General features: G+C 69.8%; 25 protein-coding genes and 1 tRNA gene. 17 read left to right on the forward strand and 9 right to left on the reverse strand.

Annotation, left to right across the window (positions count from 1 at the left end):
• The first annotated feature begins 50 nt into the window (after positions 1 to 50).
• On the forward strand, positions 51 to 1,031 hold the full coding sequence (locus C5E07_RS15780; RefSeq protein WP_104300487.1) for a 1,4-dihydroxy-2-naphthoate polyprenyltransferase: 981 nt from the start codon (positions 51 to 53) through the stop codon (positions 1,029 to 1,031).
• Here C5E07_RS15780 and C5E07_RS15785 read toward each other — a convergent pair.
• The gene (locus tag C5E07_RS15785) at positions 1,028 to 1,468 is read right to left on the reverse strand and encodes a DUF4229 domain-containing protein (protein ID WP_104300489.1); all 441 of its coding nucleotides are present in this window, start codon (positions 1,466 to 1,468) and stop codon (positions 1,028 to 1,030) included. The two genes, C5E07_RS15780 and C5E07_RS15785, sit on opposite strands and share 4 nt — an antisense overlap.
• 147 nt (positions 1,469 to 1,615) lie before the next feature.
• Here C5E07_RS15785 and C5E07_RS15790 point away from each other — a divergent pair, with 147 nt between their 5' ends.
• Genes C5E07_RS15790 through C5E07_RS15800 form a run of 3 tightly spaced genes read left to right on the forward strand, consistent with a single transcriptional unit; the run spans position 1,616 to position 4,572 of the window.
• On the forward strand, positions 1,616 to 2,185 hold the full coding sequence (locus C5E07_RS15790) for a PLDc N-terminal domain-containing protein (RefSeq protein WP_104243427.1): 570 nt from the start codon (positions 1,616 to 1,618) through the stop codon (positions 2,183 to 2,185).
• Positions 2,178 to 4,028: a 2-succinyl-5-enolpyruvyl-6-hydroxy-3-cyclohexene-1-carboxylic-acid synthase gene (menD, locus tag C5E07_RS15795; protein ID WP_308471375.1), complete on the forward strand. Its 1,851-nt coding sequence runs from the start codon at positions 2,178 to 2,180 to the stop codon at positions 4,026 to 4,028. Before C5E07_RS15790 ends, menD begins: the two co-directional genes overlap by 8 nt.
• Positions 4,029 to 4,086: 58 nt before the next feature.
• Positions 4,087 to 4,572: an acyl-CoA thioesterase gene (locus tag C5E07_RS15800; RefSeq protein ID WP_104243423.1), complete on the forward strand. Its 486-nt coding sequence runs from the start codon at positions 4,087 to 4,089 to the stop codon at positions 4,570 to 4,572.
• 39 nt (positions 4,573 to 4,611) lie between these two features.
• Here C5E07_RS15800 and C5E07_RS15805 read toward each other — a convergent pair whose 3' ends face one another.
• Positions 4,612 to 4,821, reverse strand: a complete 210-nt coding sequence (locus C5E07_RS15805; protein ID WP_104243421.1) for an Rv0909 family putative TA system antitoxin — start codon at positions 4,819 to 4,821, stop codon at positions 4,612 to 4,614.
• Between the two features lie 95 nt (positions 4,822 to 4,916).
• Here C5E07_RS15805 and C5E07_RS15810 point away from each other — a divergent pair, with 95 nt between their 5' ends.
• Complete coding sequence (locus C5E07_RS15810) at positions 4,917 to 5,768, forward strand: PPK2 family polyphosphate kinase (protein WP_104300493.1); 852 nt, start codon at positions 4,917 to 4,919, stop codon at positions 5,766 to 5,768.
• A gap of 1 nt (position 5,769) precedes the next feature.
• Here the strand turns inward: C5E07_RS15810 and C5E07_RS15815 are convergent, their stop codons facing one another.
• Positions 5,770 to 6,303, reverse strand: coding sequence for an ASCH domain-containing protein (locus C5E07_RS15815; protein ID WP_258063988.1), 534 nt, complete (start codon positions 6,301 to 6,303; stop codon positions 5,770 to 5,772).
• Positions 6,300 to 7,601 carry an isochorismate synthase gene (locus C5E07_RS15820; protein ID WP_308471376.1) on the reverse strand — a complete coding sequence of 434 codons (1,302 nt, stop codon included), beginning with the start codon at positions 7,599 to 7,601 and terminating at the stop codon, positions 6,300 to 6,302. The genes C5E07_RS15815 and C5E07_RS15820 overlap by 4 nt, the downstream gene beginning before the upstream one ends.
• Positions 7,602 to 7,676: 75 nt before the next feature.
• Between C5E07_RS15820 and C5E07_RS15825 the strand changes: the two genes are divergently transcribed.
• From C5E07_RS15825 to C5E07_RS15835, 3 genes are all read left to right on the forward strand, one after another.
• On the forward strand, positions 7,677 to 8,405 hold the full coding sequence (locus C5E07_RS15825; protein WP_104243417.1) for a class I SAM-dependent methyltransferase: 729 nt from the start codon (positions 7,677 to 7,679) through the stop codon (positions 8,403 to 8,405).
• A 103-nt stretch (positions 8,406 to 8,508) separates the two neighbouring features.
• Positions 8,509 to 9,606, forward strand: coding sequence for a polyprenyl synthetase family protein (locus C5E07_RS15830; RefSeq protein ID WP_104243415.1), 1,098 nt, complete (start codon positions 8,509 to 8,511; stop codon positions 9,604 to 9,606).
• Between the two features lie 51 nt (positions 9,607 to 9,657).
• Positions 9,658 to 11,022, forward strand: a complete 1,365-nt coding sequence (locus C5E07_RS15835; protein WP_104300495.1) for an FAD-dependent oxidoreductase — start codon at positions 9,658 to 9,660, stop codon at positions 11,020 to 11,022.
• A gap of 261 nt (positions 11,023 to 11,283) precedes the next feature.
• On the opposite strand, the gene cls is transcribed toward C5E07_RS15835, so the two are convergent.
• The gene (cls, locus tag C5E07_RS15840) at positions 11,284 to 12,798 is read right to left on the reverse strand and encodes a cardiolipin synthase (RefSeq protein ID WP_104300661.1); all 1,515 of its coding nucleotides are present in this window, start codon (positions 12,796 to 12,798) and stop codon (positions 11,284 to 11,286) included.
• A 62-nt stretch (positions 12,799 to 12,860) separates the two neighbouring features.
• A complete protein-coding gene (locus C5E07_RS15845; protein WP_104300664.1) occupies positions 12,861 to 13,349 on the reverse strand; it encodes a YajQ family cyclic di-GMP-binding protein in 489 nt (162 codons plus the stop codon).
• A 124-nt stretch (positions 13,350 to 13,473) separates the two neighbouring features.
• Between C5E07_RS15845 and C5E07_RS15850 the strand changes: the two genes are divergently transcribed.
• Positions 13,474 to 13,558: transfer RNA gene (locus C5E07_RS15850), tRNA-Tyr, on the forward strand.
• Between the two features lie 162 nt (positions 13,559 to 13,720).
• On the opposite strand, the gene C5E07_RS15855 is transcribed toward C5E07_RS15850, so the two are convergent.
• Positions 13,721 to 14,443 carry a GntR family transcriptional regulator gene (locus C5E07_RS15855; RefSeq protein WP_181058087.1) on the reverse strand — a complete coding sequence of 241 codons (723 nt, stop codon included), beginning with the start codon at positions 14,441 to 14,443 and terminating at the stop codon, positions 13,721 to 13,723.
• A 177-nt stretch (positions 14,444 to 14,620) separates the two neighbouring features.
• Here C5E07_RS15855 and C5E07_RS15860 point away from each other — a divergent pair, with 177 nt between their 5' ends.
• Genes C5E07_RS15860 through C5E07_RS15885 form a run of 6 tightly spaced genes read left to right on the forward strand, consistent with a single transcriptional unit; the run spans position 14,621 to position 21,816 of the window.
• On the forward strand, positions 14,621 to 15,538 hold the full coding sequence (locus tag C5E07_RS15860; protein WP_146080117.1) for an ABC transporter permease: 918 nt from the start codon (positions 14,621 to 14,623) through the stop codon (positions 15,536 to 15,538).
• Positions 15,535 to 16,434 carry an ABC transporter permease gene (locus C5E07_RS15865; RefSeq protein ID WP_104300502.1) on the forward strand — a complete coding sequence of 300 codons (900 nt, stop codon included), beginning with the start codon at positions 15,535 to 15,537 and terminating at the stop codon, positions 16,432 to 16,434. Before C5E07_RS15860 ends, C5E07_RS15865 begins: the two co-directional genes overlap by 4 nt.
• Positions 16,431 to 18,059 carry an ABC transporter ATP-binding protein gene (locus C5E07_RS15870; protein ID WP_104300504.1) on the forward strand — a complete coding sequence of 543 codons (1,629 nt, stop codon included), beginning with the start codon at positions 16,431 to 16,433 and terminating at the stop codon, positions 18,057 to 18,059. Before C5E07_RS15865 ends, C5E07_RS15870 begins: the two co-directional genes overlap by 4 nt.
• Positions 18,060 to 18,089: 30 nt before the next feature.
• A complete protein-coding gene (locus C5E07_RS15875; RefSeq protein ID WP_104300506.1) occupies positions 18,090 to 19,628 on the forward strand; it encodes an ABC transporter substrate-binding protein in 1,539 nt (512 codons plus the stop codon).
• Complete coding sequence (locus C5E07_RS15880) at positions 19,625 to 20,839, forward strand: amidohydrolase family protein (RefSeq protein WP_258063989.1); 1,215 nt, start codon at positions 19,625 to 19,627, stop codon at positions 20,837 to 20,839. Before C5E07_RS15875 ends, C5E07_RS15880 begins: the two co-directional genes overlap by 4 nt.
• A complete protein-coding gene (locus C5E07_RS15885; RefSeq protein ID WP_104300508.1) occupies positions 20,836 to 21,816 on the forward strand; it encodes an ornithine cyclodeaminase family protein in 981 nt (326 codons plus the stop codon). Before C5E07_RS15880 ends, C5E07_RS15885 begins: the two co-directional genes overlap by 4 nt.
• Positions 21,817 to 21,834: 18 nt before the next feature.
• On the opposite strand, the gene C5E07_RS15890 is transcribed toward C5E07_RS15885, so the two are convergent.
• The gene (locus tag C5E07_RS15890; RefSeq protein ID WP_104300510.1) at positions 21,835 to 22,824 is read right to left on the reverse strand and encodes a Gfo/Idh/MocA family protein; all 990 of its coding nucleotides are present in this window, start codon (positions 22,822 to 22,824) and stop codon (positions 21,835 to 21,837) included.
• Between the two features lie 135 nt (positions 22,825 to 22,959).
• On the opposite strand from C5E07_RS15890, the gene C5E07_RS15895 reads away from it, so the two are divergent.
• Positions 22,960 to 24,243, forward strand: a complete 1,284-nt coding sequence (locus C5E07_RS15895; RefSeq protein ID WP_258063990.1) for an acyltransferase — start codon at positions 22,960 to 22,962, stop codon at positions 24,241 to 24,243.
• Positions 24,244 to 24,325: 82 nt separating this feature from the next.
• Positions 24,326 to 24,556 carry a hypothetical protein gene (locus C5E07_RS15900; protein ID WP_104300512.1) on the forward strand — a complete coding sequence of 77 codons (231 nt, stop codon included), beginning with the start codon at positions 24,326 to 24,328 and terminating at the stop codon, positions 24,554 to 24,556.
• Positions 24,557 to 24,559: 3 nt separating this feature from the next.
• Here C5E07_RS15900 and C5E07_RS15905 read toward each other — a convergent pair whose 3' ends face one another.
• The gene (locus C5E07_RS15905) at positions 24,560 to 25,744 is read right to left on the reverse strand and encodes an SLC13 family permease (protein ID WP_104300514.1); all 1,185 of its coding nucleotides are present in this window, start codon (positions 25,742 to 25,744) and stop codon (positions 24,560 to 24,562) included.
• Between the last annotated feature and the right edge of the window lie 169 nt (positions 25,745 to 25,913).

Raw genomic sequence — 25,913 nt, forward strand, 5'->3', positions numbered from 1 at the left:
CAGCCGTCGTCGCAGGGATGCGGGTCTGCACCGCCCTCTAGAATCGCTCCGTGGCGCAGAAACAGAAGAACAGACAGCGGAAGCAGCAGCAGGCGAACCCCACGCAGCGGCCACGGCCGAAGGCGAGGGAGGTGCGCAAGCTGGATGCGCGCGCCTGGATCGCGGGTGCACGTCTGCGGACGCTCCCGTTGGCGATCGCCCCGGTGCTGCTCGGCACGGCCGGTGCCATCGTCGACGGCGAGCCCGGCCAGTACCACTGGGTCCGCGCCCTCGCCTGCCTTGCGGTTGCGCTGTGCCTGCAGATCGGCGTGAACTACGCCAACGACTACTCCGACGGCATCCGCGGCACCGACGCGTTCCGGGTCGGCCCCGCCAGGCTCACCGGCTCCGGCCTGGTCGAGCCGAAGCGCGTGAGGCTCGTCGCGTTCATCTTCTTCGGCCTCGGCGCCCTCGCCGGCCTCTTCCTGGTGGTGACCTCGGGGCACTGGTGGCTGCTCGCCGTCGGCGCCGCCGCGATCGTCGCCGCCTGGTACTACACGGGCGGCAAGCGTCCGTACGGCTACGCGGGCCTCGGCGAGGTGTTCGTGTTCGTCTTCTTCGGTCTCGTGGCGACCGCGGGCACGACGTTCGTGCAGATCGGGAGCGTCTCCACGAACGTGTGGATCATGGCGACGGCGATCGGCCTCTTCGCGTGCGCGGTGCTCATGGTCAACAACATCCGCGATATCGAGCAGGACCGTCTCGCGAGCAAGCGCACGCTTGCCGTGCTCGTCGGTCCGGTCGTGTCGCGGTGGCTGTTCGGCGTCTTCACGCTTGCACCGTTTGTCCTCGCGATCTTCTTCGCCATCGCGTACCGCAACGCGGTCTTCACCTTCTTCGCCCTGCTGCTGGCGGCCCCGGCCGTGCTCATCGCGTCTACGGCCCGCAAGCCGCGCGAGCTCATCCTCGCCCTGATGCTGACGAGCTTCGCGACGCTGGCCTACGCCCTGCTGCTCGGCCTCGGCATCGTCTTCAGCGGGTACGTGCGCTAGCCGACGCTCGGTCGGGTGCTCTCGGGAGCGTCCGGCTCGTCGGCGTGAGCTGAGGCGTCCGCCTGCTCGGGTGCGGTGAGCTCGTCTGCGTCTGCGTCTGCGTCTGCGTCTGCGTCTGGAGCTGCGTCGACTTCTGGCTTGGCAGCGGCGGTCGAAGTGGGGCCCGCTTCGCCGTCGAGGGCCGCGTCCTCGAGCTTGTCGTCAGCGGTGCGCGCGTCCTTGCGCTCGCTGAGGCGCTGCAGGTCGTCGCCCATCTTCTGGCGGGTGCCGCGCAGGAAGATCACCGAGATGCAGGCGCTGATGATGGCACCGACAAGAGCTCCCGCGAGCCAGCTCCACTGCCAGGCAGGCAGGGCCAGCATGACAACCGCGAACGGAATCGCGAACGCGAGCAGTCTGATGACGGAGTAGACGAGCCAGGCGCGCTTCGAGTTCATCCCGCAATTCTACGAGCGAGGCGGATGCGCGCCTCACCGACTCCCTGAACGCCCGGTGTCCGCCCAGTACTCGCGCCGAGCGCGGTTCGCGGAGGGCGAAGGCATCACCAGCTCGGGCGGAGGCAAGTCGCGTATCCTCGGGGGACCATGTCTCGCCTCCTCATTACTGCCGCAGTCATCGTCGTCGCGGTGACGATCTTCGCCGTGGTCGATTGCGCGATGACGGACGCAAAGCGCACGCGCGCACTCCCGAAGCCCGTCTGGGTCGTCGTCGTGCTGTTGGTCCCCGTCGTCGGTCCGCTCCTCTGGCTCTTCTTCGGCAAGGTCCGCGGCAACGCGGCAGCCGCGAAGCCGGTGCAGACCACCCCGGACGACGACGAGACGTTCCTGCGCTCGATCGGCATCGAGTCCGACAGCGATGAGCGCATCCGCAAGCTCGAGGAGGAGCTGCAGGCTCTCGACGACGTCGACTTCCCGGCCGCGGCCCCCACTGGCCCGGTCTCGGAGGGTGGCGTCGCGACGGCCCTCGAAGACGCGAACGACGAGGCGTCCTCCGGCGAGAAGTCGGACAAGTCCACGAAGCCAGAGTCTGGCGGCAAGAAGTCCCGCAAGGGCCACGAGAAGCCGGCAGCCAACGACGACGAGCCTGGCGAGCACGAAGAGCCCATCGAGCATAAAGACGACTGGACTCAGGGCGACGGGTCGCCCCGTGCCTGAGCGGCACGCCCACACCGAAGCCTCCAACTCCCAGCGCCCCACAGTGGGCGCTGAGTCGCGTGCGCCTGCACCCGGGGCGAGCATGCCGCGCACCGGCAACCCGGCGGTCGACTTCAGCCTGGAATTCCTGGGCTCCCTCGTCCGCTTCGGCGTCACCGATCTGGTGGTCTGCCCCGGCTCGCGCTCGCAGGCCCTCGCCCTCGTGGCGGCCGAGCTCGAGCGAATCGGCGCCGTTCGCCTGCACGTGCGCATCGACGAGCGCTCGGCCGGCTTCTTCGCCCTCGGTCTGGCCGCTGAGACCGCCCGCACGGTGCCCGTCATCACCACCTCGGGGACCGCCGTCGCCAACCTGCTCCCCGCAATGCTCGAGGCGTTCCACGCCGGGGTCCCCCTGGTCGCGGTCACCGCAGACCGGCCGGAGGAGCTGCTCGGCATCGGGGCGAACCAGGCCACGACGCAGCCCGGGATCTTCGGGCCCAACATCGTGCACGAGGCGGTGGATGCGCCGACGGGTGCACCCGCGGAGTCGGCGGAGGCCGAGCGCCTCGCGCTGCGCGCCGCATCCACGACCGGACCGCTGCAGCTGAACCTCGCCTTCCGCGACCCGCTGAGCGTCGCCGTCCCATCGCTCGAAGCCTGGGCCGAGGGCGTCGACCCGGGCGAAGCTCCCGGCGGCGACCGCGTCGCCGAGGTCAGCCAGGCCAGCGATGCGGATGACGTCCTCGACGTCGACGCGGCCGAGTGGCAGCGCACGCTGGTCATCGCCGGGGCTGGCGCCGGCCCGGTGGCCGAGGAGGTCGCCCACGCCGGCGGCTGGCCGCTCATCGCCGAGGCGTCGAGCGGCTCGCGCTACGGCCGCAACCTCGTGCTCGCGTACCGACAGCTCCTCGGCGCGAGCTCCCCTCGGCCGGATCTCCGGGATGCTGTCACGCGGGTCCTCGTGTTCGGGCATCCGACGCTCAGCCGCGAGATTCCCCAGCTCATCGCCCGCGAGGGAGTGCACGCCGTCGTCGTCGGCTCGACGGGCGGCGAGCCATACAACCCCGGCCGCGCCGTCGCTGCGCACGTCGAGGCCGTGCGCGTGCATCCCGTCTCCGCGGGCGACGCCGAGTCCCGGGCCGAGTCGCGCTCCTGGCTGCGCGAGTGGGTGCTCGCGAGTCGGGAGATCGTCACGGCCTCAGCGGAGCAGCCGCCAGCGCCCGACTTCGAGGCGTCGAGATCGAGCGACAAGGCCGTGCGGAGCCGATTCGCCAGGCAGGAACTCGCCGTCGCGCGTATGAAGGTCGACAGGCGGATGCTGGTCGAGGCCGTCTGGAGCGCCACCTGGCCTCACGACCGGCTTGTGCTCGGCGCATCCACCCTCATCAGGGTGCTCGATGTCCACGTGCCGGGCAAGCCCGTGCGAGTGCACTCGAATCGGGGACTCGCCGGCATTGACGGCACCGTCGCGACGACGCTCGGCGTCGCCGTTGGAAGCCAGCTCGCTGGCCCCGTCTCAGCCCAGGGTGGCGTGACACGTGCGCTCATCGGCGACCTCACCTTCCTCCACGACGCCTCTTCGCTGCTCATCGGACAGGGTGGCGAGTGGTCGCCCCGCGTGCAGCTCATCGTCGGCAACGACGGCGGGGGCACGATCTTCGACGATCTCGAGGTGGCTCGCACGGCCGCCTCCGCCGCGCACGCACGGGTGCTGTACACGCCGACCGCGGTCGACCTCGAGTCGCTCGCGAGGGCCTACGGCTGGAGCTACCTGCGCGTCGAGACACGTGCCGAGCTGGAGCGCGCGCTCGTCTCTCGGGAGCACGAGCGCGTCCTCATCGAGGTGCCTCTGCAGCGAGGCTGAGTCAAATGTCAGGACATATGCTTGCCGTGCACTGTCCGGCCTGAGCAGCGGAGGAACGATGGCCCCTACATCCCCCAACCCCGAGACGCGCGCCGCCGCCGAGGGAGACATGAACTTCCACACCCGCAAGTGGGTGCGACCGGAGGACCTGAACGCGAACGGCACCCTCTTCGGCGGGAGCCTGCTGCGGTGGATCGACGAAGAGGCCGCGATCTACGCGATCATCCAGCTCGGCAACTACCGCTGCGTCACCAAGTACATCTCGGAGATCAACTTCGAGGCGTCCGCGCAGCAGGGCGACCTCATCGAGATGGGGCTCGTGGCGACGCACTTCGGTCGCACGTCGATGACGATGCGCGCCGTCGTGCGCAACATGATCACACGGCGCACGATCCTCTCGATCGAGAAGATCGTGTTCGTGAGCCTCGGCGATGACGGGCACCCCGTGCCGCACGGGTACTCGAGCATCACGTACGCGCGCGACCGGATGCCGACCACGCATCCGCAGACCGGCACGATCGCCGTTCCCCGCGTCGGGGAGTAGCGCCGCCGCTCCGAGCGGCGGCGGCGCTGCGGCATCGGGCTACTGGTTGCCGACCTGCTTGTCCGCCGCGTCGCGTGCGCCCTTGATCTGATCGGTGAACTTGTCGCCGGTCGCCTTCTGGGCGGCGTTCGCGACGCCGTCGAGGATCTTGTCGCTGATGTCCTCGGCCTTCTCGCTCTTGAGCGCCTCGGTGACTCGCGGGTCCTTGAGGAACTCCTGCGCCTTGCCGGTGATGTTCTCGATGCCCATGTGCTTCTCCTCTGCTGGGCGCCGCTTCCGCTCCGTCGCGAAAGCTGTTCGCGCGAGCAGAGCATAGCGTCGGCGGGTGGCGTTAGCCTGTCCTCATGCCTCACTTCACCACCGAAGACGCTGCAGTGCTGCGCGTCGATGAGAACTTCGATCTGGGTGCGCTCGACCCCCGCTCGACGCCTGGATTCACCGGCAGGAAAGCCGACGCCGCCACCCTGTTCACCGAGCACGACGACGAGATCGCGGAGCTGCAGGAGCGCATGTTCGCGAACTCGCGAGCGGGTCTCGAGGCGCCGTCCGTGCTGCTGCTCCTGCAGGGCATGGACACGTCCGGCAAGGGCGGAATCGTGCGTCACGTCATCGGTGGCGTCGACCCGCAGGGCGTGCAGATCGCCTCATTCAAGGCGCCCACCGCCGAGGAACGCGAGCAGGACTTCCTCGTGCGCGTCCGCAAGCAGCTGCCCGCCGCCGGCAAGATCGGCGTCTTCGACCGCTCCCACTACGAGGACGTGCTCATCCAGCGGGTCCGCTCCTTCGCGCCGCCGGAGGAGATCGAGCGCCGCTACGGCGCCATCGTCGACTTCGAGAACGAGCTCGCCGCATCCGGAACGAAGCTCATCAAGGTCATGCTGCACATCTCGAAGGGGGAGCAGGGCGCGCGCCTCGCGGAACGGCTCGAGCGCCCGGACAAGCACTGGAAGTTCAACCCGGGAGACATCGACGAGCGCCTGCTCTGGGACCAGTACCAGGAGGCCTACGAGATCGCGCTGCAGCGCACATCGACGGAGACCTCGCCCTGGTACTGCGTGCCCGCCGATCGCAAGTGGTTCTCCCGCCTCGTGGTGAAGGGCCTGCTGCTCGATGCGCTGCGTGGCTTCGACCTGCAGTGGCCCGCCGCCGATTTCGACGTCGAGGCCGAGAAGCGGCGTCTCGCCGAGAGCGCGTAGCTCAGTCTGCGAGCTCGGGCGGCCAGACGACGCCGAACCGCTCGAAGACGACCTCGTGCTGCGGCGTGAACTCGCGACCGACCGCGGCCCGGGTGCGTTCCCAGTAGCGCTGGTGCTCCCGGCGCCAGCTCTCGAGGCTCCGGTCGTCTTCGCCCTCGTCGTAGGCGAAGGCCTCGTCGACGCTGTCGAAGGGGCCGACGCGCAGCTCCGTGCTGCGGATGACGACGACGGGCCTGCCTCGGCCATCGCACGCGATCCAGTGCGATCCGATGCGGGGCAGCATCTCGCCCTCCTCGGCGAACTCCTCGACGAGCGCGGCGGTAGCGCGCTTCGGTCCGTGCGTCACCAGCGCAAGCAGCTCATCGGCGAGCTCGACGCTGTCGCCGAAGTTCTCGACCGAGTACTCGGGCGCGGCGGCGGCGGCACCGGGGTTGGCGGCGCGGTAGGCGTCCCACATCGCGGCGGCCGCGGCGCGGTCGAGTTCAGGGAGCTCCGTGCGGCCGAGGGCCGCGTTGCTGTTGGGTGCCTCTGTCATCGCGAGTCCTCCTCGTTCGGCCCGCCGGTGCTGTCGCCGCGGAGCGCTTCCACGATGGGGCGGAACTTCAGCTGCGTCTCCCGGTACTCGTCCGAGGCGTCCGAGGACGCCACGATGCCGCCGCCCGCGTACGCCGTGATCGACCCGTTCGCGTCGATCTCGGCTCCGCGCAGGGCGACGGCCCACTCGCCGTCCCCGCCAGCGCCCACCCAGCCCACTGGGCCGGCATAGCGCTGTCGGTCGAACGGCTCGAGGGCGAGGATCGCGTCAAGGGCCGTGGGTGTCGGGGTGCCGCCGACGGCCGCCGTCGGGTGGAGCGCATCCACGAGATCGAGCACCGTCACTCCCGCAGGCAGGGTGCCGCGGATATCGCTCGCGAGATGCCACAGGTTCGGGAGCTTGAGGGTGAAGGGGACGCGGCTGCTCGTCAGGCCCGTGCCCGGGTCGTCGTGCGTGTCGAGGGTCGCGAGCGAGGTGAGCGCGCTCTCGACGGCGAAGCGGTGCTCTGCCAGGTTCTTCTCGCTGTGCCGCAGCCTCGCCTCGGCCCGCGCGTCTGCTTCCTCGTCGCTGCCGCGGGGTGCCGTACCGGCGAGCACCCGCGCCGAGACCTGCCGCTCGAGCACACGCACGAGCGTCTCCGGGCTCGTGCCCGTGAGTCCGTCGACGGCGTAGGTCCAGCACTCCGGATACGCGGAGGCGAGCCTCGCGAGCAGGCGGCGGCGGTCGGCGCCCTCCGGGAGGGAGCCGCGCTGCTCGCGCGCCAGCACGACCTTCGAGAGGTGACCGGTGTGGATGAGGTCGAGGGCTCGGTCGATGGCGCGCCGGTGCTCGTCGCCGGACATCAGGCCGTCCGTGAGCGTCGCCGCGGCGTCGATGTCGCCGAGAGGTGCAGCGTCGGGGAGGCGCGGCTCCGGAGTCGAGCCGTCGGCGGTGATCGCCGTCACGAAGCACCGCGCACCTCGACGCCCCACGACGAGCTCGGGAACCTCGAGGACGCTGCGCGCCCCCGACTCGGCGGCGAACGCGAACGCGCCGAACGCGATGAGGCCAGAGCCCGTCACCTGGGCGACATCGTCGATCTCGGCCGCCCCGACGACATCCCGCCAGGCGGCGGCGGAGTCCGGGATTCGCGTCGCACCTGTGAACTCGCCGCGCCACGCGCTCCCCGTCGCGACGACTCCATCGCCCTGACGAAGCCACACGAGGGGGGAGGTCGACGACGCGAAACGGAGGAGATCGCCCGGATCGGGGACCTCGATCGTCCGTGCGCGCAGGCGGGGAAGGATCACAGCTGGCACGACGGCAAGACTATCCCCAGCAATCCACTGGAACACGGCCAGGGCGAGACGTGCGCCGCAACGTAGGATGATCTGGTGACAAAAGCCGACCTGAACAAGCGACCCGAGCAAGTGTCGTCGATGTTCGACCGTGTTTCCAAGAAATACGACGAGACGAACGACATCTTGAGCATGGGCAACGCAGCGCGTTGGCGCGTGCAGACGCGGCACGCCATCGCCCCGCAGCCCGGCGAGAAGATCCTCGACGTCGCAGCGGGGACGGGCACGGTCAGCAAGGTCCTCGCCGACGCGGGCGCCAAGGTCACCGCCCTCGACTTCTCCGCGGGCATGATCGAGGAGGGCAAGCGCATCCACGGCGCGAACCCGAACATCGACTTCGTGCAGGGCGACGCCACCAAGCTTCCCTTCGACGACAACACCTTCGACGCGTCGACGGTGAGCTTCGGCCTGCGCAACGTGCAGCAGCCGAAGGTCGCGCTCCAGGAGATGCTGCGCGTCACGAAGCCGGGCGGGCGCCTCGTCATCGCCGAGTTCTCCACGCCGCCGCAGGCCCTCATCCGCACGGGATACCGCGCGTACATGCAGATCGCGATGCCGACCATCGTGAAGCTCGTGAGCAGCGACCCCGAGGCGTACACCTACCTGAACGAGTCGATCATCGCCTGGCCCGCACAGCGTGAGCTGGCGTCCTGGCTGCGCGAGGCGGGCTTCGAGCGGGTCAAGTACCGCAACCTCACCGCCGGTGTGGTCGCCCTGCACAAGGGATTCGTCCCGCTCGCCGACTCCGGCAGCGTCCCGAGCTAGGGAGCAGCAAGCCAGCAGGCACCGGCAGGGCGCCGGCCTGAACCCCCAACCAAGTCCGCCCGAGGGCACCCCCTCGAGCGGAGAACCTGAACCACCAGGAGACATGAGCGTGGAGCTCCCCAAGACCGAACAGCGCCGGAAGGCGCGAAGCACTGTGGTGCCGGGCGGAACCGACGACCTCTTCGACGGTCCGAACTCCGACGTGCTGCGCGAGCGCCTCGACGCCGGATTGGCCGCGGTCGAGACCCGCCTCCGCGACGAAGTCCAGTACGCCGACGAAATCGCCGACGTCACCGCCCGATACCTCCTCAACGCCGGCGGCAAGCGCCTGCGTCCCATGCTCACCGTGCTCGCCTCGCAGTTCGGCGACACCCCCGGTTCGGACGAGGTCATCACCGCGGCTGCCGCGGTCGAGCTCACCCACCTCGCCTCGCTGTACCACGACGACGTCATGGACGAGGCGGAGCTGCGTCGAGGCGTCGCTGCCGCGCACCTGCAGTGGGGCAACTCCATCGCGATCCTCGCCGGTGACCTGCTGTTCGCCCGCTCGAGCCTCCTCTTCTCGGAGCTCGGCCTGCGCGCCGTTCGCCTGCAGGCGACGATCTTCGAGCGGCTCGTGCTCGGCCAGATGCGCGAGACGACAGGGCCGGCCGCGGATGTGGACCGTATCGACCACTACGTCGGGGTCCTCGCGGACAAGACCGGCTCCCTCATCTCCGCTGCAGCCCAGTTCGGCGCGATCGTGTCCGGCGCACCGGAATCCGTCGTCTCGGCGCTCGCCGAGTACGGTGAGCGCGTCGGCGTCGCCTTCCAGCTCGCCGACGACGTCATCGACCTGCAGCAGAACCCGGACGCGACGGGGAAGCTGGCCGGCACGGATCTGCGAGCCGGCGTCGAGACGCTGCCTGTGCTGCTGCTCGAGCGCCAGGCCGCGACCGACGAGGCGAGCCGCGACCTGCTGGAACGCATCCGGTCCAGGGTCGCCGGCGTCAACGAGCAGCCCGAGGAGACTCGCGCGAGCGAGGAGGAGATCTCGGGCATCATCCGCGAGCTCCGCGAGCACCGCGTGACGCAGCTGACGGTCGACGAGGCCCAGAACTGGGTGACGCTCGCCGTCGAGGCGCTGCGGCCGGTCAAGGCCGGCCCCGCGAAGAACGCCCTCGAGCGCTTCGCCGCGGAGGTCGTCAGCCGCGACCGCTGACCGAGCTGTTCGCGAGACAGCTCACCCCCTGACCCCTTCTCTGGAGGACATGTGACCACGCTCCGCCTTGCCATCGTCGGCGCAGGACCAGCCGGGATCTACGCGGCAGACATCCTGCAGAAGATGGAGCGGCAGTTCGATCTCTCGATCGACCTGTTCGACAAGCTGCCGGCGCCGTACGGACTCGTCCGGTACGGCGTGGCCCCTGACCACCCCCGCATCAAGGGGATCATCAACGCCCTCCGCGAGGTGCTCGAGTCGGGTGTCATGCGGGTCTTCGGTGGGGTCGAGTTCGGCAAGGACATCACACTCGACGACCTCAAGCAGCACTACCACGCGGTGATCTTCTCGACCGGGGCCATCCGCGACGCCTCCCTCGACATTCCCGGCATCGACGCCCACGGCAGCTTCGGGGCAGCCGACTTCGTGAACTGGTACGACGGGCACCCCGACGTGCCGCGCACCTGGCCGCTCGCGGCGCGGGAGGTCGCCGTCATCGGGAACGGCAACGTCGCGCTCGACGTGGCCCGCATGCTCGCGAAGCACCCCAAGGACCTCCTGTCCACCGAGGTGCCGCAGAACGTCGTCGACGGGCTGGAGGCGAGCCCCGTGACCGATGTGCACGTGTTCGGGCGTCGAGGGCCCGCCCAGGTGAAGTTCACGCCCCTGGAGCTGCGCGAGCTCGGGGAGATCCCTGACGTCGACATCATCGTCGACGAGGACGACTTCGATCGCGACCCAGCCGCGGCCGAGCTCGCCAAGACCAACAAGCAGCTCATGGTGATCGGCCGGATCATGGGCAAGTGGCGGGGCGAGCGCGAGCTCACCGCATCGCGGCGCCTGCACCTTCACTTCTACTCGAAGCCGGATGCGGTGCTCACCGAGGATGGGCCAGATGGCGAGCGTGTGCGCGCGATCCGCATCGAGCGCACGGAGCCCGACGCCGAGGGTGGCGTGCGGGGCACTGGGGAGTTCATCGAGCACCCGGTGCAGGCCGTCTACCGGGCCATCGGGTACTTCGGCTCGCCGCTTCCCGGGGTTCCCTTCGACGAGCACCACGGCGTCATCCCGAACCATGAGGGTCAGGTGTGGGACGACGACAACCAGCAGGTCAACGGCATGTACGCGACCGGGTGGATCAAGCGCGGCCCCATCGGCCTCATCGGGCACACCAAGTCGGATGCGCTCGAGACCGTCACGCACCTCGTCGCCGACCAGGGCAACTGGTGGACTCCGACCGACCCGAGCGAAGCCTCCGTCGTCGAGCTCCTCGAGTCACGTGATGTGCGGTTCACTGACCTCGAGGGCTGGCGTCGTCTGGATGCACACGAGCTCGCGCTCGGCGAAGCGGCTGGTCGCGAGCGGATCAAGGTCGTGGACCGCGAGGAGATGACGCGCATTTCCCGCGGTGAATAGGGGTTCCACTCCCATCTGAGGAGGAGGGGAGTTCTCCCCATCGCGGAATGACGGTTCACCTCGTACGCTCGGAGTACACGCAGAGAGCGGAAGAAATTCCCGGGCGAGAACAGTCCGGGGCACAGACTTCAGCCGGCGGTTGAGCCGCGTCGCATCGGTCGTTCTGACCGCGGCGCGAAACTGGGGGAGCTCGCCGTCGGCTGAAGGTACTTTCGATCGTCCGGGTGGCCTTGATCGAGAAGCGCGACTTCGAGCGGGTTCCTATTGGATGACGCTCGTCAGGCGGGCGACGTTGTCGAGCGCGCGCGTCAGGATCGGTCGCTGCCGCCACTCCTCGAGGGTCAGCTCGTAGCTGCGCTGCCGGTACCCGTTCTCGACCTCGCGCATCCGGTTCACGAACTCCTCGCCGTGCACCATGAGCATGAGCTCGGCGTTGAGGGTGAAGGAGCGCATGTCCATGTTGCTGGAGCCGATGAGCGTGACGGAGTCGTCGAAGGTGATGTGCTTCGAGTGGAGGATGTACGGGCGCCGGTACAGCATGATCTTCACTCCGGCCCTCAGGAGCGCCTCGTAGTAGGAGCGCTGCGCGTGGAAGACGAAGAACTGGTCGGCGATCTCGCCGACGAAGAGCTCGACGCTCACCCCTCGCTGCACGGCCGTCGTGATGGCGTACATGAGCGAGTCGTCCGGCACGAAGTAGGGGCTGACGATGACGATGCGCTCTCGGGCCGCGTAGAGCAGCTGGTTGAAGAGGCGGAGGTTGTTCTCGTTCTCGTAGCCTGGACCGCTCGGTACGAGCTGGCAGGGGAAGACGTCCTCCTGGTCGCCCGCTTCGATCTCTGCTTCCGCCTCGTCGGGCTCGGGAGTGACGGGGTCGTTCTCGAAGACGTCGGTCAGCAGCTCCTCCGTCTCGGCGTACCAGTCGGAGATGAAGACGGCGTTGACCCCCGTCACCATGGGGCCCTCCATGCGGAGCATGAGGTCTTTCCATCTGAGGGCGTCGGTGCCGGGCTTGGGGCCACGGTGGTAGTCGCGGGAGATGAGGTTCTGCGAGCCGAGGTACGCGGTGCGTCCGTCGACGACGAGGAGCTTGCGGTGGTTGCGCAGGTCGACGCGCTGCATGCCGCCCTCCCACGGGTACAGCGAGAGCATGCGGTGCCAGTCGGCGCCGATCTCGGTGAGGCGCTGCTTCATCTTCTTGTAGCCCCGGTACCGCATGGAGCCGATGTGGTCGAAGAGCACCCGCACCTTCACGCCGCGTTGCACGGCGCGTTCGAGGGCATCGAAGAACGGGGCCGTGGCGTCGTCGTGGCTCATGGCGTAGAAGAGCACGTTGACGTAGCTCTCCGCCTGGTCGATCTCCCGGGCCATGCGCCTGATGGAGCGGTTGTAGCTGCCGTGGAGCTCGAGGCGGTTGCCGTCGGCGAGGGGGATCGCGGTGAGGTGCTCACCGAGCTTCGTGACCTGCTCGAACCAGGAGGGGTGCGTGATGGCGCGCTCCGCCGGGGCGATCTGGTCGGTGGCATCGCGGATGATGCCGTCGACCTGCGCCTGCATTCGCCGCCGCCTCGTCGGCAGCTGGTTGGTGCCGAACAGGAAGAACAGGATCACCCCGGCGTAGGGGATGAGGACGATCGTGATGATCCAGGCGAGCGCCGTCGTGGGCCGTCGGTTGCGGGGGATGACCACCACTGCCGTGACGATGATGAGCACGTAGATGGTGGCGACGAGCCCGAGCCAGAACCCGGTCAGACCGAGTTCCGGGTACCACGGCATGAGCGCCCCGACGGCCGTGCTCGGGTCGTAGCCGGCGCGGCCGCCTGCGACCCCGGGTGGCACTAGCGGCGGTTGACGAACTGGAGATCGACCTCGACGTCGGCGGCCTTGAGCAGTGCCATGGTGGCCTGCAGGTCGTCGCGGCTCTTCGAGGAGACGCGGAGCTCGTCGCCCTGGATCTGCGCCTTGACGCCCTTGGGGCCCTCGTCGCGGATGAGCTTGGTGAGCTTCTTCGCGCTCGGCTGGTCGATGCCCTCCTTGAGGGAGGCCTCGATGCGGTACTCCTTGCCGGAGGCGTAGGGCTCACCGACATCGAGCGTCTTCAGCGAGAAGCCGCGCTTGATGAACTTGGTCTGCAGGACATCGAGCACCGCCTTCACGCGCTCTTCACTGGAGGCCTTGAGGAGGAGCTTCTCGCCAGACCAATCGACCGAGGCGTCGACGCCCTTGAAGTCGTAGCGCGTCTCGAGCTCCTTCTGCGCTTGGTTGACGGCGTTGTCCGCCTCCATCTTGTCGACCTTGTTAACGACGTCAAACGAGGAATCTGCCATGCCGTCCATGGTAGCGAGGCCCGCCGACAATCTCGCGAGCGTGGCGGTTCGTCGGGTCGTTTCGACAAACCGGGTGGAAGTCGGTAGTCTCTAGCCTGCACGTTTGCGCTTCGCGCTGTGCACTGGCGAGTTACCCAAGCGGCCAAAGGGATCTGACTGTAAATCAGACTGCTCAGCATTCGGGGGTTCGAATCCCTCACTCGCCACCAACACCATGACGCGAGACATCTTCGAGATGTCTCGCGTCATTTGCGTCTCCGGGATCATCCCCCTCCCATCCCCTCCCCCATCCCCATCCCCCACCCCCGCCCCCGCCCCTGCCGCCGAGGGCTGACTTGTGGTCGCTTCCGGGCGGTGTTGACGACCACAACTCAGCTTTCGGCGGCAGGGGCGGGGGCGGGGGTAGCGCGTCGACGGCGCACCTTCGTCGCCGGGGCCTCGCTCGGCAGCCGCGCCTCGAGGAGCGGCATGGACTCGATGCGGCCGCGTTCGACATGAGCGGCCGTCAGCAGCTCTGCCACGTCGGCTTGGCCCGCCACGATCGCGTCGACGATCTCGCGGTGCTCGACCCACATCGCCGCGGTGTCGCGCTGCGGTGTGAGGCGGAAGAGCCAGCGCACGCGTCCGCTCATCAGCTTCGTGACCCGGCGCAGGAGCGCGTGGTCGGCGAGCGCGATGATCTCCTCGTGCAGGTCGGAGTTGCGCGTCGAAGGCGGTGCGTCCGACTGGGCGTCGGAGATCGACCCGCCGTGTGCCGACTGCAGGGCCGCCAGCATCGGGCCCACGTCGGCACCGGCCTGCGCCCGCCTGGCGGCGAAGGCGGAGGCCATCGGCTCGAGCTGTCGGCGTAGGTCGAACACCTCCATCGCGTCGGTGACGGTGAGGATGTGCACGACGGCGCCGCGACGCGGCTGCGAGGTGATGAACCCCTCGGACTCGAGGATCGGCAGCGCCTCCCGCACGGGGATGCGCGATACCTCGAGTCGCTCCGCGATCTCGCGCTCGTTGAGCTTCGACCCCATCGCGAGCTCGCCCGTGATGATCTGCTCGCGGAGGGCGTGCGCGATGCGTGCTGGGGTCGGCTCGAGGCTCATGGGGACCATTCTGGCACGGTCGCGATGTCGATTTTGGAATGCCAATTCCCCCTTAAAGCGACCCTGGCAGCGCTGAATTGACGTTTTGGTATGCAAACGTGACGCCAGGGTAAGAACTGTGTGACGAGCGTGTTACTTCGTGCCGAAGCACGCAGGTGGTCGCATAGCGTCGCCGACGTGCTCCCGTTTATCGCCCGCCGACTGGCCCTCGCCGTCGCCACCGTGCTCGCCGTGGTGACCATCGCTTTCGCGCTCGGCCGCGCCACCGGTGAGCCCGGTGCGCTGCTCCTGCCCGACAACGCGACGCAGGCCGAGGTCGATGCGCTCAACACCGCGCTCGGCTTCGACCGCCCCCTCATCGTGCAATACCTCGACACCCTCGCCGGTCTTGTCACCGGCGACTTCGGCAGCTCGTACCGGCTGCACGAGTCAGCGCTCGGACTTGTCCTCGAGCGGGTCCCCGCGACGCTCGAGCTGGCCTTCTGGGCCTTCGTCATCGGACTCGTGCTCGCCGTCGCCGCAGCGCTTGCCATCCAGCTCACCGGCAGCCGGACCCTTCGCGCCGTGGTGGGGTGGGCCGGCGCCGTGCGCCAGTCGGTGCCGGACTTCTTCTTCGCGCTGCTCCTGGTGCTCGTCTTCTCGGTGCTGCTCGGCGCGCTGCCCTCGCTCGGGCGGAACAGCTACGCCAGCCTCGTGCTGCCCGTGCTCACGCTCGCCACTGGCCAGTTCGTCATGTACCTGCGCCTGCTCGACTCGTCCCTCAGCGAGCAGGCCGGTCAGGACTACGTGCGCACCGCCATCGCGCAGGGACAGCGGCGCTCGACGGTGCTGTTCACCCGCATGCTGCCGAACGCGGCGCTGCCCGTGCTCGGCATGGCGGGTCTCAACCTCGGTGGACTGCTCGGCGGCACCGTGGTGGTCGAGGTCGTGTTCGCCTGGCCGGGACTCGGCCAGCTCCTCACCACGGCAGTGAGCCAGCGTGACTTCCCGATCGTCCAAGCCGGTCTCGTCTTCGTCGCGCTTGCCTTTGTCATCGTCAACACCGCGGTGGACGTGCTCGTCCGCCGAATCGACACGAGAACGGCCGCAGCATGACCGCTCAGATCACCCCCGTCACCCCCGTCAGCGCGGCCACGCCGGTCACACCCGTGCCGCGTCGCCTGCGCCTGCGCCCAGGCGCCGTCGTCGGCGCGATCATGATCGGCGCCGTGCTGCTCCTCACGGCCATCGTGCCGATGCTGCCCGGCTTCGACCCGATGGGGCAGGACCTGCGCGCCGCGATGCTGCCCCCGTTCACCGATCCGGCGCATCCGCTCGGCACCGACGCTCTCGGCCGAGACCTCCTCGACCGCATCGCGCTCGCCTCGGCGGTCACGCTCGGCATGACCGTGCTCATCGTGGTGATGAACGCCCTCATCGGCAGCACCGTCGGCATCCTCGCCGGCTACTTCGGCGGGCGACTCGAAGCGCTCGTGACGCTGCTCAGCAACGTGACGCTGGCCATGCCCGTCGTCCTGCTGCTCATCGCCATCTGCGCCGTCCTGCGTCCGAGCGCTGGGCTCACGATCCTGGTGCTCGGCTGCACCTGGTGGGTCGGCTACGCACGGGTCACGCGCAACGTCGCTGCCTCGCTGCGACGCCAGGACTTCGTCGTCTCGCCACTGACCCAGGGCGGCGACACCATCTGGGTGCTCACCCGCCACATCGTGCCCAACATCTGGCCGCACACGCTCATCATCGCCGCCACCGACCTCGCCACGATCGTGCTCATCACCTCCTCGCTCGAGTACCTCGGCCTCGGCGTGCAGCCCCCGGTGCCGAGCTGGGGCGGCATGATCTTCGACGGCCAGCGCCACCTCGGCAGCGACCCCTGGCTGTCGCTCCTCCCAGGAATCGTCATGCTCCTCGCCGTCGGCGGAGTGCAGTTCCTGAGCCAGCAGTTCACAGCAGAGACCCGCGGCTCGCTGCTGCGGAAGGGAGGCATGCGATGAATCCGGTACTGCGCATCGAGGACCTGCGTATCGAGACGACAGGCGAGGCGCCACGCACGCTCGTCGACGGCGTCACGCTCCAGGTCGACCGCGGCGAATCGCTCGGAGTGGTCGGGGAGTCCGGTTCGGGCAAGAGCCTGACCGTGCTCGCCGCGCTCGGCCTGCTGCCCGCCGGCACCCGCATCGCCGCCGGCCGCATCCTGCTCGACGACGCGGTGCTCGTCGACACGGAGGCCGACATCTGGATGCGCGAGCGCGAGCTGCGCGGTCTGCGCGGACGCACCGCCGCGATGGTGTTCCAGGACCCGATGTCCTCGCTCGACCCGCTCCGCGCGGTCGGCGCGCAGGTCGCCGCCGCGGTGCGGGTGCACCAGCCCATGAGCCGACGCGCGGCGCGCGAGCGCGCCGTTGAGCTGCTGACCGCGGTCGGCGTGCGGGATGCTGCCGAGCGTGCCGCCGCCCGACCCCACCAGTGGTCCGGCGGCATGCGCCAGCGAGCCATGATCGCGATGGCGATCGCCCACGACCCGCTCCTGCTCATCGCCGACGAGCCCACCACCGCCCTCGACGTGACAGTGCAGGCGCAGGTCATGGACCTGCTCGCCGAAGTGCGCGAGCGCACCGGTTCGGCGCTCGTGCTCATCACCCACGACCTCGGCCTGGTCGCCGAGAACAGCGACCGGCTCGCCGTCATGCACCACGGCCGGGTCGTGGAGACCGGCGTGACACGAGCCGTGCTCGACAACCCCGCCGAGGACTACACCAAGCGCCTCATGGCGGCCATCCCCGCCGAGAGCGAGCGCTCCGCGAGCGCCGTGCGCCCCGGAGAGCCGGACGCGCTGGTCGCCGACGGCGTCGTGGTCGAGTACCGAGTGCACGGCCGCCGGCAGCCGGTGCGGGCTGTGGACGGCGTCTCGCTGCGGATCGCGGCAGGTGAGACGGTCGCCGTCGTCGGGGAATCGGGATGCGGCAAGTCGTCGCTGGCCAAGGCCGTGCTCGGCGTGCAACCCGCCGCCGCAGGCAGCATCGAGCTCGGCGGAGTCGCAGTGCACAACGAGCTCGCGGCGCGCAGCGCGGCGGAGCGGGAACGCGCGCAGATCGTCTTCCAGGACCCGTACTCGGCGCTCGACCCGCGACTGACCGTGCACGACCTCGTGGCCGAGCCCCTGCGCATCCGGCACGCCTACGACCGAGGGACCGTGACCCGCCTGCTCGCCGATGTCGGCCTCGACGAGCAGCACGGCGCCCGCCTCCCAGCTCAGCTCTCCGGGGGTCAGCGCCAGCGTGTGGGCATCGCACGCGCCCTGGCGCTTCGCCCACGGCTGCTCGTGCTCGACGAGCCCGTCTCGGCCCTCGACGTGTCGATCCAGGCGCAGGTGCTCGAGCTGCTCGACGCACTCCAGCGCGAGCACGGGCTCGGCTACCTCTTCATCTCACACGACCTCGGCGTCGTGCGAAGCATCGCCGACCGCGTCGTCGTGATGCAGGAGGGGCGAATCGTCGAGGAGGCCCCGACTGCTGAGATCTTCACCTCCCCGAAGCACCCGTTCACCCGACAGCTCCTCGACGCCGTGCCCCGCCTCGACGGGGCGCGCCGCGGAGCGCATCCGCTTCCCGTCTCCTGACCCACCGACCCCCCCGAACTGAGGAACTCCATGCCCAAGCACGCCCTCCGACGTCGCCTCCTCGCGACCGGTGCATTCGCCGCCACCGGCACCCTCCTGCTCACCAGCTGCGCAGGTGGCTTCGAACCCACCAGCGCCGAAGGCGAGACGCCCACCAAGATCGTCGCCGCCATCCCCACCGACCCGAGCTCCATGGACCCGATCCGCTCGGGAGCTCTCGTCGTGCTGTCGGTGTTCTTCCACACCTTCGACCAGCTCGTCGCGATCACTGCCGAGGGCGAGCTCGCACCGAAGCTCGCCACCGAGTGGACCTCCAACGACGACCTCACGCAGTGGGACTTCACGCTGCGCGAGGGCGTCACCGCCAGCAACGGCGAGGCCATCACCGCCGAAGACGTCGCCTTCTCGTACCAGACGATCCTCGACGACCCGACCGGCGAGAACTTCGCCTACCTCAGCTCCGTCGCGTCGGTCGAGGCCGTCGACGAGCTCACCGTGCGCTTCACCCTCAACTCGCCGTTCTCGGCGTTCCCGCGCAACACCTCGCTCATCTCGATCGTGCCCGCCGACACCTACCAGGAGGCGGGCGCCGACGCCTTCGCCCAGGACCCCATCGGATCCGGCCCCTACGTCTTCGACAGCATCCAGACCGGTGTCTCCTACGACCTCGCTCGCAACGACGACTACTGGGGCGAGGCCCCCGCCATCGAGCAGATCTCGCTGCAGCCCGTCTCCTCCGACGAGTCGCGCGTCAACGGGGTGCTCTCCGGCAGCCTCGATGTCGCGCCGATCGGACCCACGCAGGTCTCCTCGGTCGACGGGCAGGGCTCCGCGCAAGTGTTCTCCGCCCTGTCGAACGGCGTCGTCTTCCTCGGCGTCAACTCCACCAGCGGAGTGCTCACCGACGTGCGCATCCGCGAGGCCATCGCCCTGGCCATCGACAAGGAAGCCATCACCGGCGGGCTGCTCGGCGGCCTCGCCGAACCCGCCAGCGCCATGCTCGCGCCAGCCGTCGAAGGCTACAGTGACGACGTGACTGACCCCGGCTACAACCAGGAGCGGGCTCGCGAGCTCCTCGCGGAAGCCGGCTACGCGGGTGAGTCGATTCCCTTCGACTACGCGACCGACGGACGCATCCCCCTCTCCTCGGAGGTCGCGCAGACCATCCAGGCGTCGCTCGCCGAGGTCGGCATCACCGTCGAGCTCCGCGGCGCAGACCAGCAGGCCCACACGCTGAAGGTCCGCAGCAAGGAGATGCAGGGCATCTACCTCAACACCTGGGCGCCCTCGACGGTCGACGGCGACCTCCCGCTGACCGACTTCTACGAGACCGCAGGCAACAACAACTACGCGCAGGACCCGCGCACCGCCGAGCTCGCGGCAGAACAGCGGGCCGTCACCGGCGAGGAACGCCTCGACGTCTTCGCCGAGCTCCTCAACTACAGCAACGAACAGGGATACTTCGTGCCGCTCTACGTGCCCATGAACAACTACGCAGCAGACCCCGACCTCGACTGGACGCCCCGCGCGGACGGCCTGTTCGACTTCACCCAGACGAGCTTCCGTTGAGCGCCGCGCTGATCCGCGACGCCCGCCCCTGGGGCGGCGAGCCGGCCGACGTCCGGCTGCAGGACGGCAGGATCGCCGCCATCCTGCCGCCCGGAACGCCACCGGAGCCGGGCGAGACGGTGATCGAGGGTCGCGGCCGCATCCTGCTGCCCTCCTTCGCCGACGTGCACGTGCACCTGGACTCCACGCGCATCGGCCTGCCGTTCCGCCCGCACACAGGCAGCCCCGGGGTCTGGGGAATGATGCTCAACGACCGCGTCAACTGGCGCGAGGCCGAGGCATCCATGGAAGAGCGGACGAGCGGAACGCTGGCGCGCATGATCGCCCACGGCACGACGAGCGCCCGCAGCTACGCGCAGGTCGACGTGGATGCGGGACTCGAGCGGCTCGAGGCGGTGCTCGCCGCCAAGCAGCAGCACCGCGACCGCGCCACCGTGGAGGTGATCGCCTTCCCCCAGGCCGGTCTGCTCCGCGAGGAAGGCTCCTTCGAGCTGCTCGAGGAGGCCATGCGCTCAGGGGCCGACGTGGTCGGCGGCATCGACCCGTGCCAGCTCGACCGCGACCCCGCCAAGCACCTCGACCTGGTCTTCGGACTCGCCGAGCGCTACGACGCCCCCATCGACATCCACCTGCACGAGCCCGATCAGCTGGCTCGCTTCTCCGCCGAGCTCATCGTGGAGCGCACCCGCGCGCTCGGCATGACCGGACGAGTGACCATCTCCCACGGCTACGGCCTCGGCGAGCTGCCGCGCGAGCAGCTCGTCCCCCTCGTCGAGCAGTTCGCCGAGCTCGACATCTCCTGGGCGACCATCGCACCGGCCAAGCCCCTGCCGACGCTCCTGCTGGCGGAGCACGGCATCCGTCTCGGCCTCGGCCAGGACGGGCAGCGGGACTACTGGTCGCCGTACGGCAACGCCGACATGCTGGACCGCACCTGGCAGCTGGCCTTCACGAACGGCTTCCGCCGCGACGCCGACATCGAGCACTGCATCGCCATCGCCACCATCGGCGGCCGCTCCGTGCTCGGCACCGCGCCAGCGCTGCAGGGCGCGCTCGACAGGCCGGGTGTGGACGTCGGCGACCCCGCCGACCTGCAGCTCATCGAGGGGGAGACCGTGACCAGCGCGATCATGGACCGCCTCCCCGATCGCACCGTGCTCTTCGGCGGCGTGGTCGTGGCAGACGCGCTCGAACTCGTGGGCACCGCGTGATCGTGCTCACCGCCTCGCAGCTGGAGCCGCTGGTCGACCGACCGGCCACCGAGCGTGCCGTGGCGAGGATCTTCTCCGAGATCGCGCGAGGCAGCGCCGACCAGCCGCCGCCCACCTCCATGAAGACGGAGGCTGGCACCGGCCGCTACGTGCTCATGTCGGCACTCTCGGAGGCCACCGGCACCGCCGCGGTCAAGCTGCTCGCCGACGTCCCCGACAACGCGGCGCGGGGGCTGCCGACGCAGCGTTCCATGATCACCGTGCTCGACCGCGAGCTGGGAGCCCCGGTCGCCCTGCTGCACGGCGGGGTGCCGACCCGGGTGCGCACGGCAGCCGCGAGTGCCGTCGCCACGCGGGCCCTGGCCCGCGACGACAGCCGCGTCCTCGGCCTGGTCGGCGCTGGAGGGCTCGCGCGGGAGCACGTCGAGGCGCTGCGAGGCGTGCGCGACTGGGATCGCCTCGTCATCTGGTCGCGCACCAGAGCGCGGGCGGTCGCGCTCGCGGAGTCGCTCGACTGGTCGGGGGCCATCGAGGTCGTCGACTCGTGCGAGCGTGTCTTCGGGGTGGCGGACACGGTGTGCACGCTCACCCCATCAATCAGCCCGATCGTGCGAGGCGAGTGGCTGCGCCCCGGACAGCATCTCAACGTCGTCGGCGCCAGGCCGCGAGCCGACGAGCGCGAGGTGGATGCGCTGACCATGTCGCGATCGTCCGTGTGGGTCGACGACCTGGCGACGGCGCGCACGAAATCGGGCGATCTGATGCTCGCGGTCGCGGAGGGTGCGCTCAGCCTCGACGACCTCGTCGGAACCCTCGGCGAGGTGCTGGCCGGGCTGCGGCCCGGGCGGACGAGCGCCGACGAGATCACGTTGTTCGACTCCGTCGGCATCGGCGCTCAGGACCTCGCCATCGCGGACCTCCTCGTGCGTGAGGCCCGCGTGCGGGGGGTCGGGATCGAGCTCGATCTCAACGGCTGAGGATCGGCCAGGGCTCGGCTATCTGGCCCCGGCCATCACGGTCGCGTGCCAGGCATCCAGGAGGCGCGCGACCGTGCGGGTCTGCTCCCACGGCATGGCGCGCGACTCGAGCCGCCCGTCCCTGAGGGCGCGGGAGACCGCGTCAGCCTCGGCCGCGAACGGGTGGACCTGCGCCACCTCGATCGTGTCCCGCTGCCCGTCGTGGAAGTGGTCGAGGGTCTTCGGCGAGTGGTTCCGGTCGCCGAACGCGTTCTCGAGCGTGATCCAGCCCCCATCCCCGACGATGTCGGCCCGCTTGGACAGCTGGGTGCCGATGGAGCAGTCGACGTGGGCGGTGAAGCCCACCGCCGCCAGCCGTGCGGAGGCGTCCACGTCGACGCCCCTCTCGACTCGCCCGTGCGCGGCCTCGAGGGTTAGGCCCTCGAGCGCGACGCCAGCTGCAGCGGCCGCCGCGACCGCGAAGGAGACGGGGTAGCCGCCGACGTCGAAGATCGCCCCACCGGCAAGTGCGGGGTCGAAGAGCCGGCCGTCACTGCCGCCCGCTGCGAAGCCGAACTCTGCGCGCACCTGCATCGGGGCGGCGACCTGGCGCCGTTGCAGATGCTGGTCGATCGCGCGAGCGAGCGGACTGAAGCGGTGCTTGTACGCCTCGACCACGGGCAGGCCCGCGCGCTCGGCGGCGGCGAGGACACGCTCGGTCTCGGCGGCGCTCGGCGCGAGCGGCTTCTCGCAGAGCACGGCCTTGCCCGCCTCGAGCGCCGCGATCGCGAGCTCGGCGTGGGTCGTGTGCACCGTGGCGACGTACACGGCATCGACATCGTCGCGCGCCAGGATGTCCGCGTAGCTGCCGGAGACCTCCGCGTCGTAGCGCGCAGCGAAGGCCGCCGCGCGATCCGGGTCGCGGCTCGCGACCGCCCGCAGCTCGCCGTGCTCGGAGCTGGGCAGCCACGTCGCGAACGACTCCGCGATCGCACCCGGTCCGAGGATCGCCCACCTGGTCTTCTGCATGACGCGAAACTACCGGAGCAGGCTCGCACCCATCCACAGCCCGACCGCGAGCGCCGTGTTTGGCGGTAGGTTCTGGATGCAGCGCAGCGGTGCAGGGGCAGGCGCCCCGATGGGAGTCAGGGAAGGAGCGGCGACGTGGCCGAGCCGAGACAGCAGGTGGTCGCCGTCGACCTCGCCAAGCGCGACCTGACGCTCGACCTCGCACGCGTGTTCTGCGTGCTGCTCGTGGTCCTCATCCACCTCCTCATGGTCGGCATCGGTGCGGATGCGAGCGGGCAGCTGGTCGCGTCCCGTCCGCTCGAGGCCCAGCCCTGGTTCGCGCTCGCCACCTGGGCCGGGCAGATCATGCCGCTGTTCTTCGTCGTCGGAGGCTTCGCGTCGATCACGGCCTGGCGCAGTGCCGTGCGTCGCGGCTCGACGCCGGCGGACTACGTGCGCTCGCGGGTGCTCAGGCTGGCCCAGCCGGCGCTGCCCCTGTACGCCTTCTTCCTCGTCGGCATCGGCGCGGCCACGCTCGCGGGCATCGACCCGGCGCTCGTCGACCTGGCCGCATCCGGTGCCGGCACACCCCTGTGGTTCCTCGCCGCGTACACGCTGTGCCAGGCAGTCGTGCCGTGGATGGCTGGCTGGCACGCCCGCGCCCCGCGGAGCACCCTGGGCGTCCTGCTCGCCGGCGTGATCGCGGTCGACGCGGCCCGCTTCGCGACTGGCGTTGCCGAGGTGGGCCTCCTCAACCTGTTCTTCGTGTGGGTGCTCGTGCAGCAGCTGGGATTCTGGTTCGCCGACGGGTGGCTCGACCGGCGGCACCCGCTCACGCTCCTGGCCATCGCCGTCCTGGCGTACGCGTCGCTCGCACCGCTCACGACGCTCGGCCCCTACTCGCCGGACATGCTCTTCAACCTCAACCCGGCGACGCTCCCGCTCGTGGTGCTCGCCGTCGCACAGGCGTGCATCCTGCGTCTCCTGAGGCCCGCGCTGGCGAGGCTCATGCAGACGTCGGGAGCGCGCGCGGTCGTGTTCCTCGTCGGCTCTCGGCTCATGACGATCTACCTCTGGCACCTGCCCGTGATCCTTCTCGTCTCAGGTCTCGCGCTCCTCATCCCGGGCGCGGCACCCGAACCTGGCTCCACGGCGTGGTGGTGGAGCCGCATCCCGTACTTCCTCGTCGTGCTCATCTCGGTCTACGGGCTGTCGTTCATCGTGGGGCGGTGGGAGACGCCGCGGGAGGTGGGGTGCACTCCGCCGGGGTTGGTGGTCGCACTGGCCGTGGCCTGCGCCTTCACGCCGTCGTTCCTCGTGCTGCAGTTCCTCATGGACCTGCCCCTCGCCGCGACCGGCACGGTGCTGCTGAGCGCCGCCATCCTCCTGCTCGGGCGCTGGCCGTCACGCGCGCCTGTGCAACGGCCGAGGGGAACCTGACGGTTCGCCGCCACCGCTCGTGGGCAGGGCGATCGACCCGCCAGACTTGGCGCACAGCTCTCGACGAGGACCGGAGGCGACCGTGACCGCACCGAAGCAAGGCGAAGACCCCGTCAGCAGCTACCGTCCCCGCCTCGTGCCGTGGGCCCTCGGCATCGCGATCGGTGTTGCGATCGGCGCCGTGATCTCCGTCATCCTCTCGATGAGCGCCGGGTTCACGATCGCGTTCCTCTTCATGGGCGTCGCGATCGGCGTCGGCTTCGCGATCGCCCTGCAAGCCGCGTTCGACGACCTGGCGCGCAAGAAGAAGTAGGCGTCAGATCGTGGCCGCGAGGGCCAGCGTCGCGAGCGGGACGATGATCGCGACGCCGGCCAGCCCGAGGGCCACGAAGCGGAGCCACGAGATCGTCACGCCGAGCGCCACGAGACGCTCGTGCCAGAGCAGCGTCGCGAGCGACGCCCACGGGGTGACGAGCGGGCCGAGGTTGACCCCGATGAGCAGCGCCACGAGGCGAGCCGGGCTGTCGGCCACCGGCTCGAGTGCCAGATAGGCGGGCAGGTTGTTGATGCCGTTGGCGCTCGCGGCACCGATCGCGGAGAGCTGCAGGAGACTCAGCGGGTCGTCGCCGCTTCCCGAGACCGCGGCGAGCAGCTCGCTCAGGCCGTGCGCGTGGGCCGCCTCCACCAGCACGAACAGCGAGCCTGCGATGCCCAGCGCCTGCCACGGCACGAGCCCGAAGCGCAGCGCCCCGCGGCGGCGGACGGCGAAGGCGACGATGAGCAGCAGCGCGGCGACTCCAGCCGGGATCGCCACCTCGACGCCGGTGACGAGCGCCGGGAGGAGCAGGGCGGTGACCACGGCGGCGAAGATCAGAAGCGGGCGGTCGTGGATGCTCGTCGGGGTCGGCATCCGGTAGCGGCGGTCGAGTTCCCTCCGGAAGACGAACGACAGGATGGCTGCGCTCGCGAGCACGCCCACGAGTGCAGGGGCCCACGTGATCGCAAGGAACTGCAAGGGCCCACCCTCGAAGGAGCGGGCAGCGAGCAGGCTCGTGAGGTTCGAGACCGGGAGGAAGAGGGAGGCGGTATTCGCGAGCCACACCGTCGCGAGCGCGAACGGGATCGGCGAGACGCCGACGTGCACGGCGAGCAGCACGACGACGGGCGTCACGAGCACGGCGGTCGTGTCGAGCGAGAGGAAGGCGGTGCTGACGGTGGCGAGCAGCAGGACGAGCGTCCACAGCAGCCACAGGCGCCCTCGCCCGAGCTTCGCGAGCCGATCGGCGAGCACCGAGAAGACCCCGGCGTCGCTCGCGAGCTCCGCGACGATCGTGATGCCGACGACAAACGCGAGGACGGGGACCACACGCTCGCCCAGCTCCAGCAGCTCAGGGGCCGGGAGCACTCCGATGGCCGCGACGACGACCGCCGCGACGACGAGCACGGCGGTGGCGATGATGGGGGCGACGCGGGCGACGCGGGCGACGCGGGACTCTGCCATGGCGGAGCAAGCATAGGCCCGCGAGGCGCTTGGGATGTCGGAGTCCGCTCGTAGGATTAGAGCATGACCTCGAACGGGGATGTTCCTGCGCGGAGAGCGGCCGTCATCGTGAGCGGGCTGCGCGTCCGTTCCCGGCCCGGCCTATCCGACCCGCCCGTTTTCGCTCGCG

Source organism: Pseudoclavibacter sp. RFBJ3, from assembly GCF_002931375.1.
In the GTDB taxonomy this organism is placed as follows: domain Bacteria; phylum Actinomycetota; class Actinomycetes; order Actinomycetales; family Microbacteriaceae; genus Pseudoclavibacter.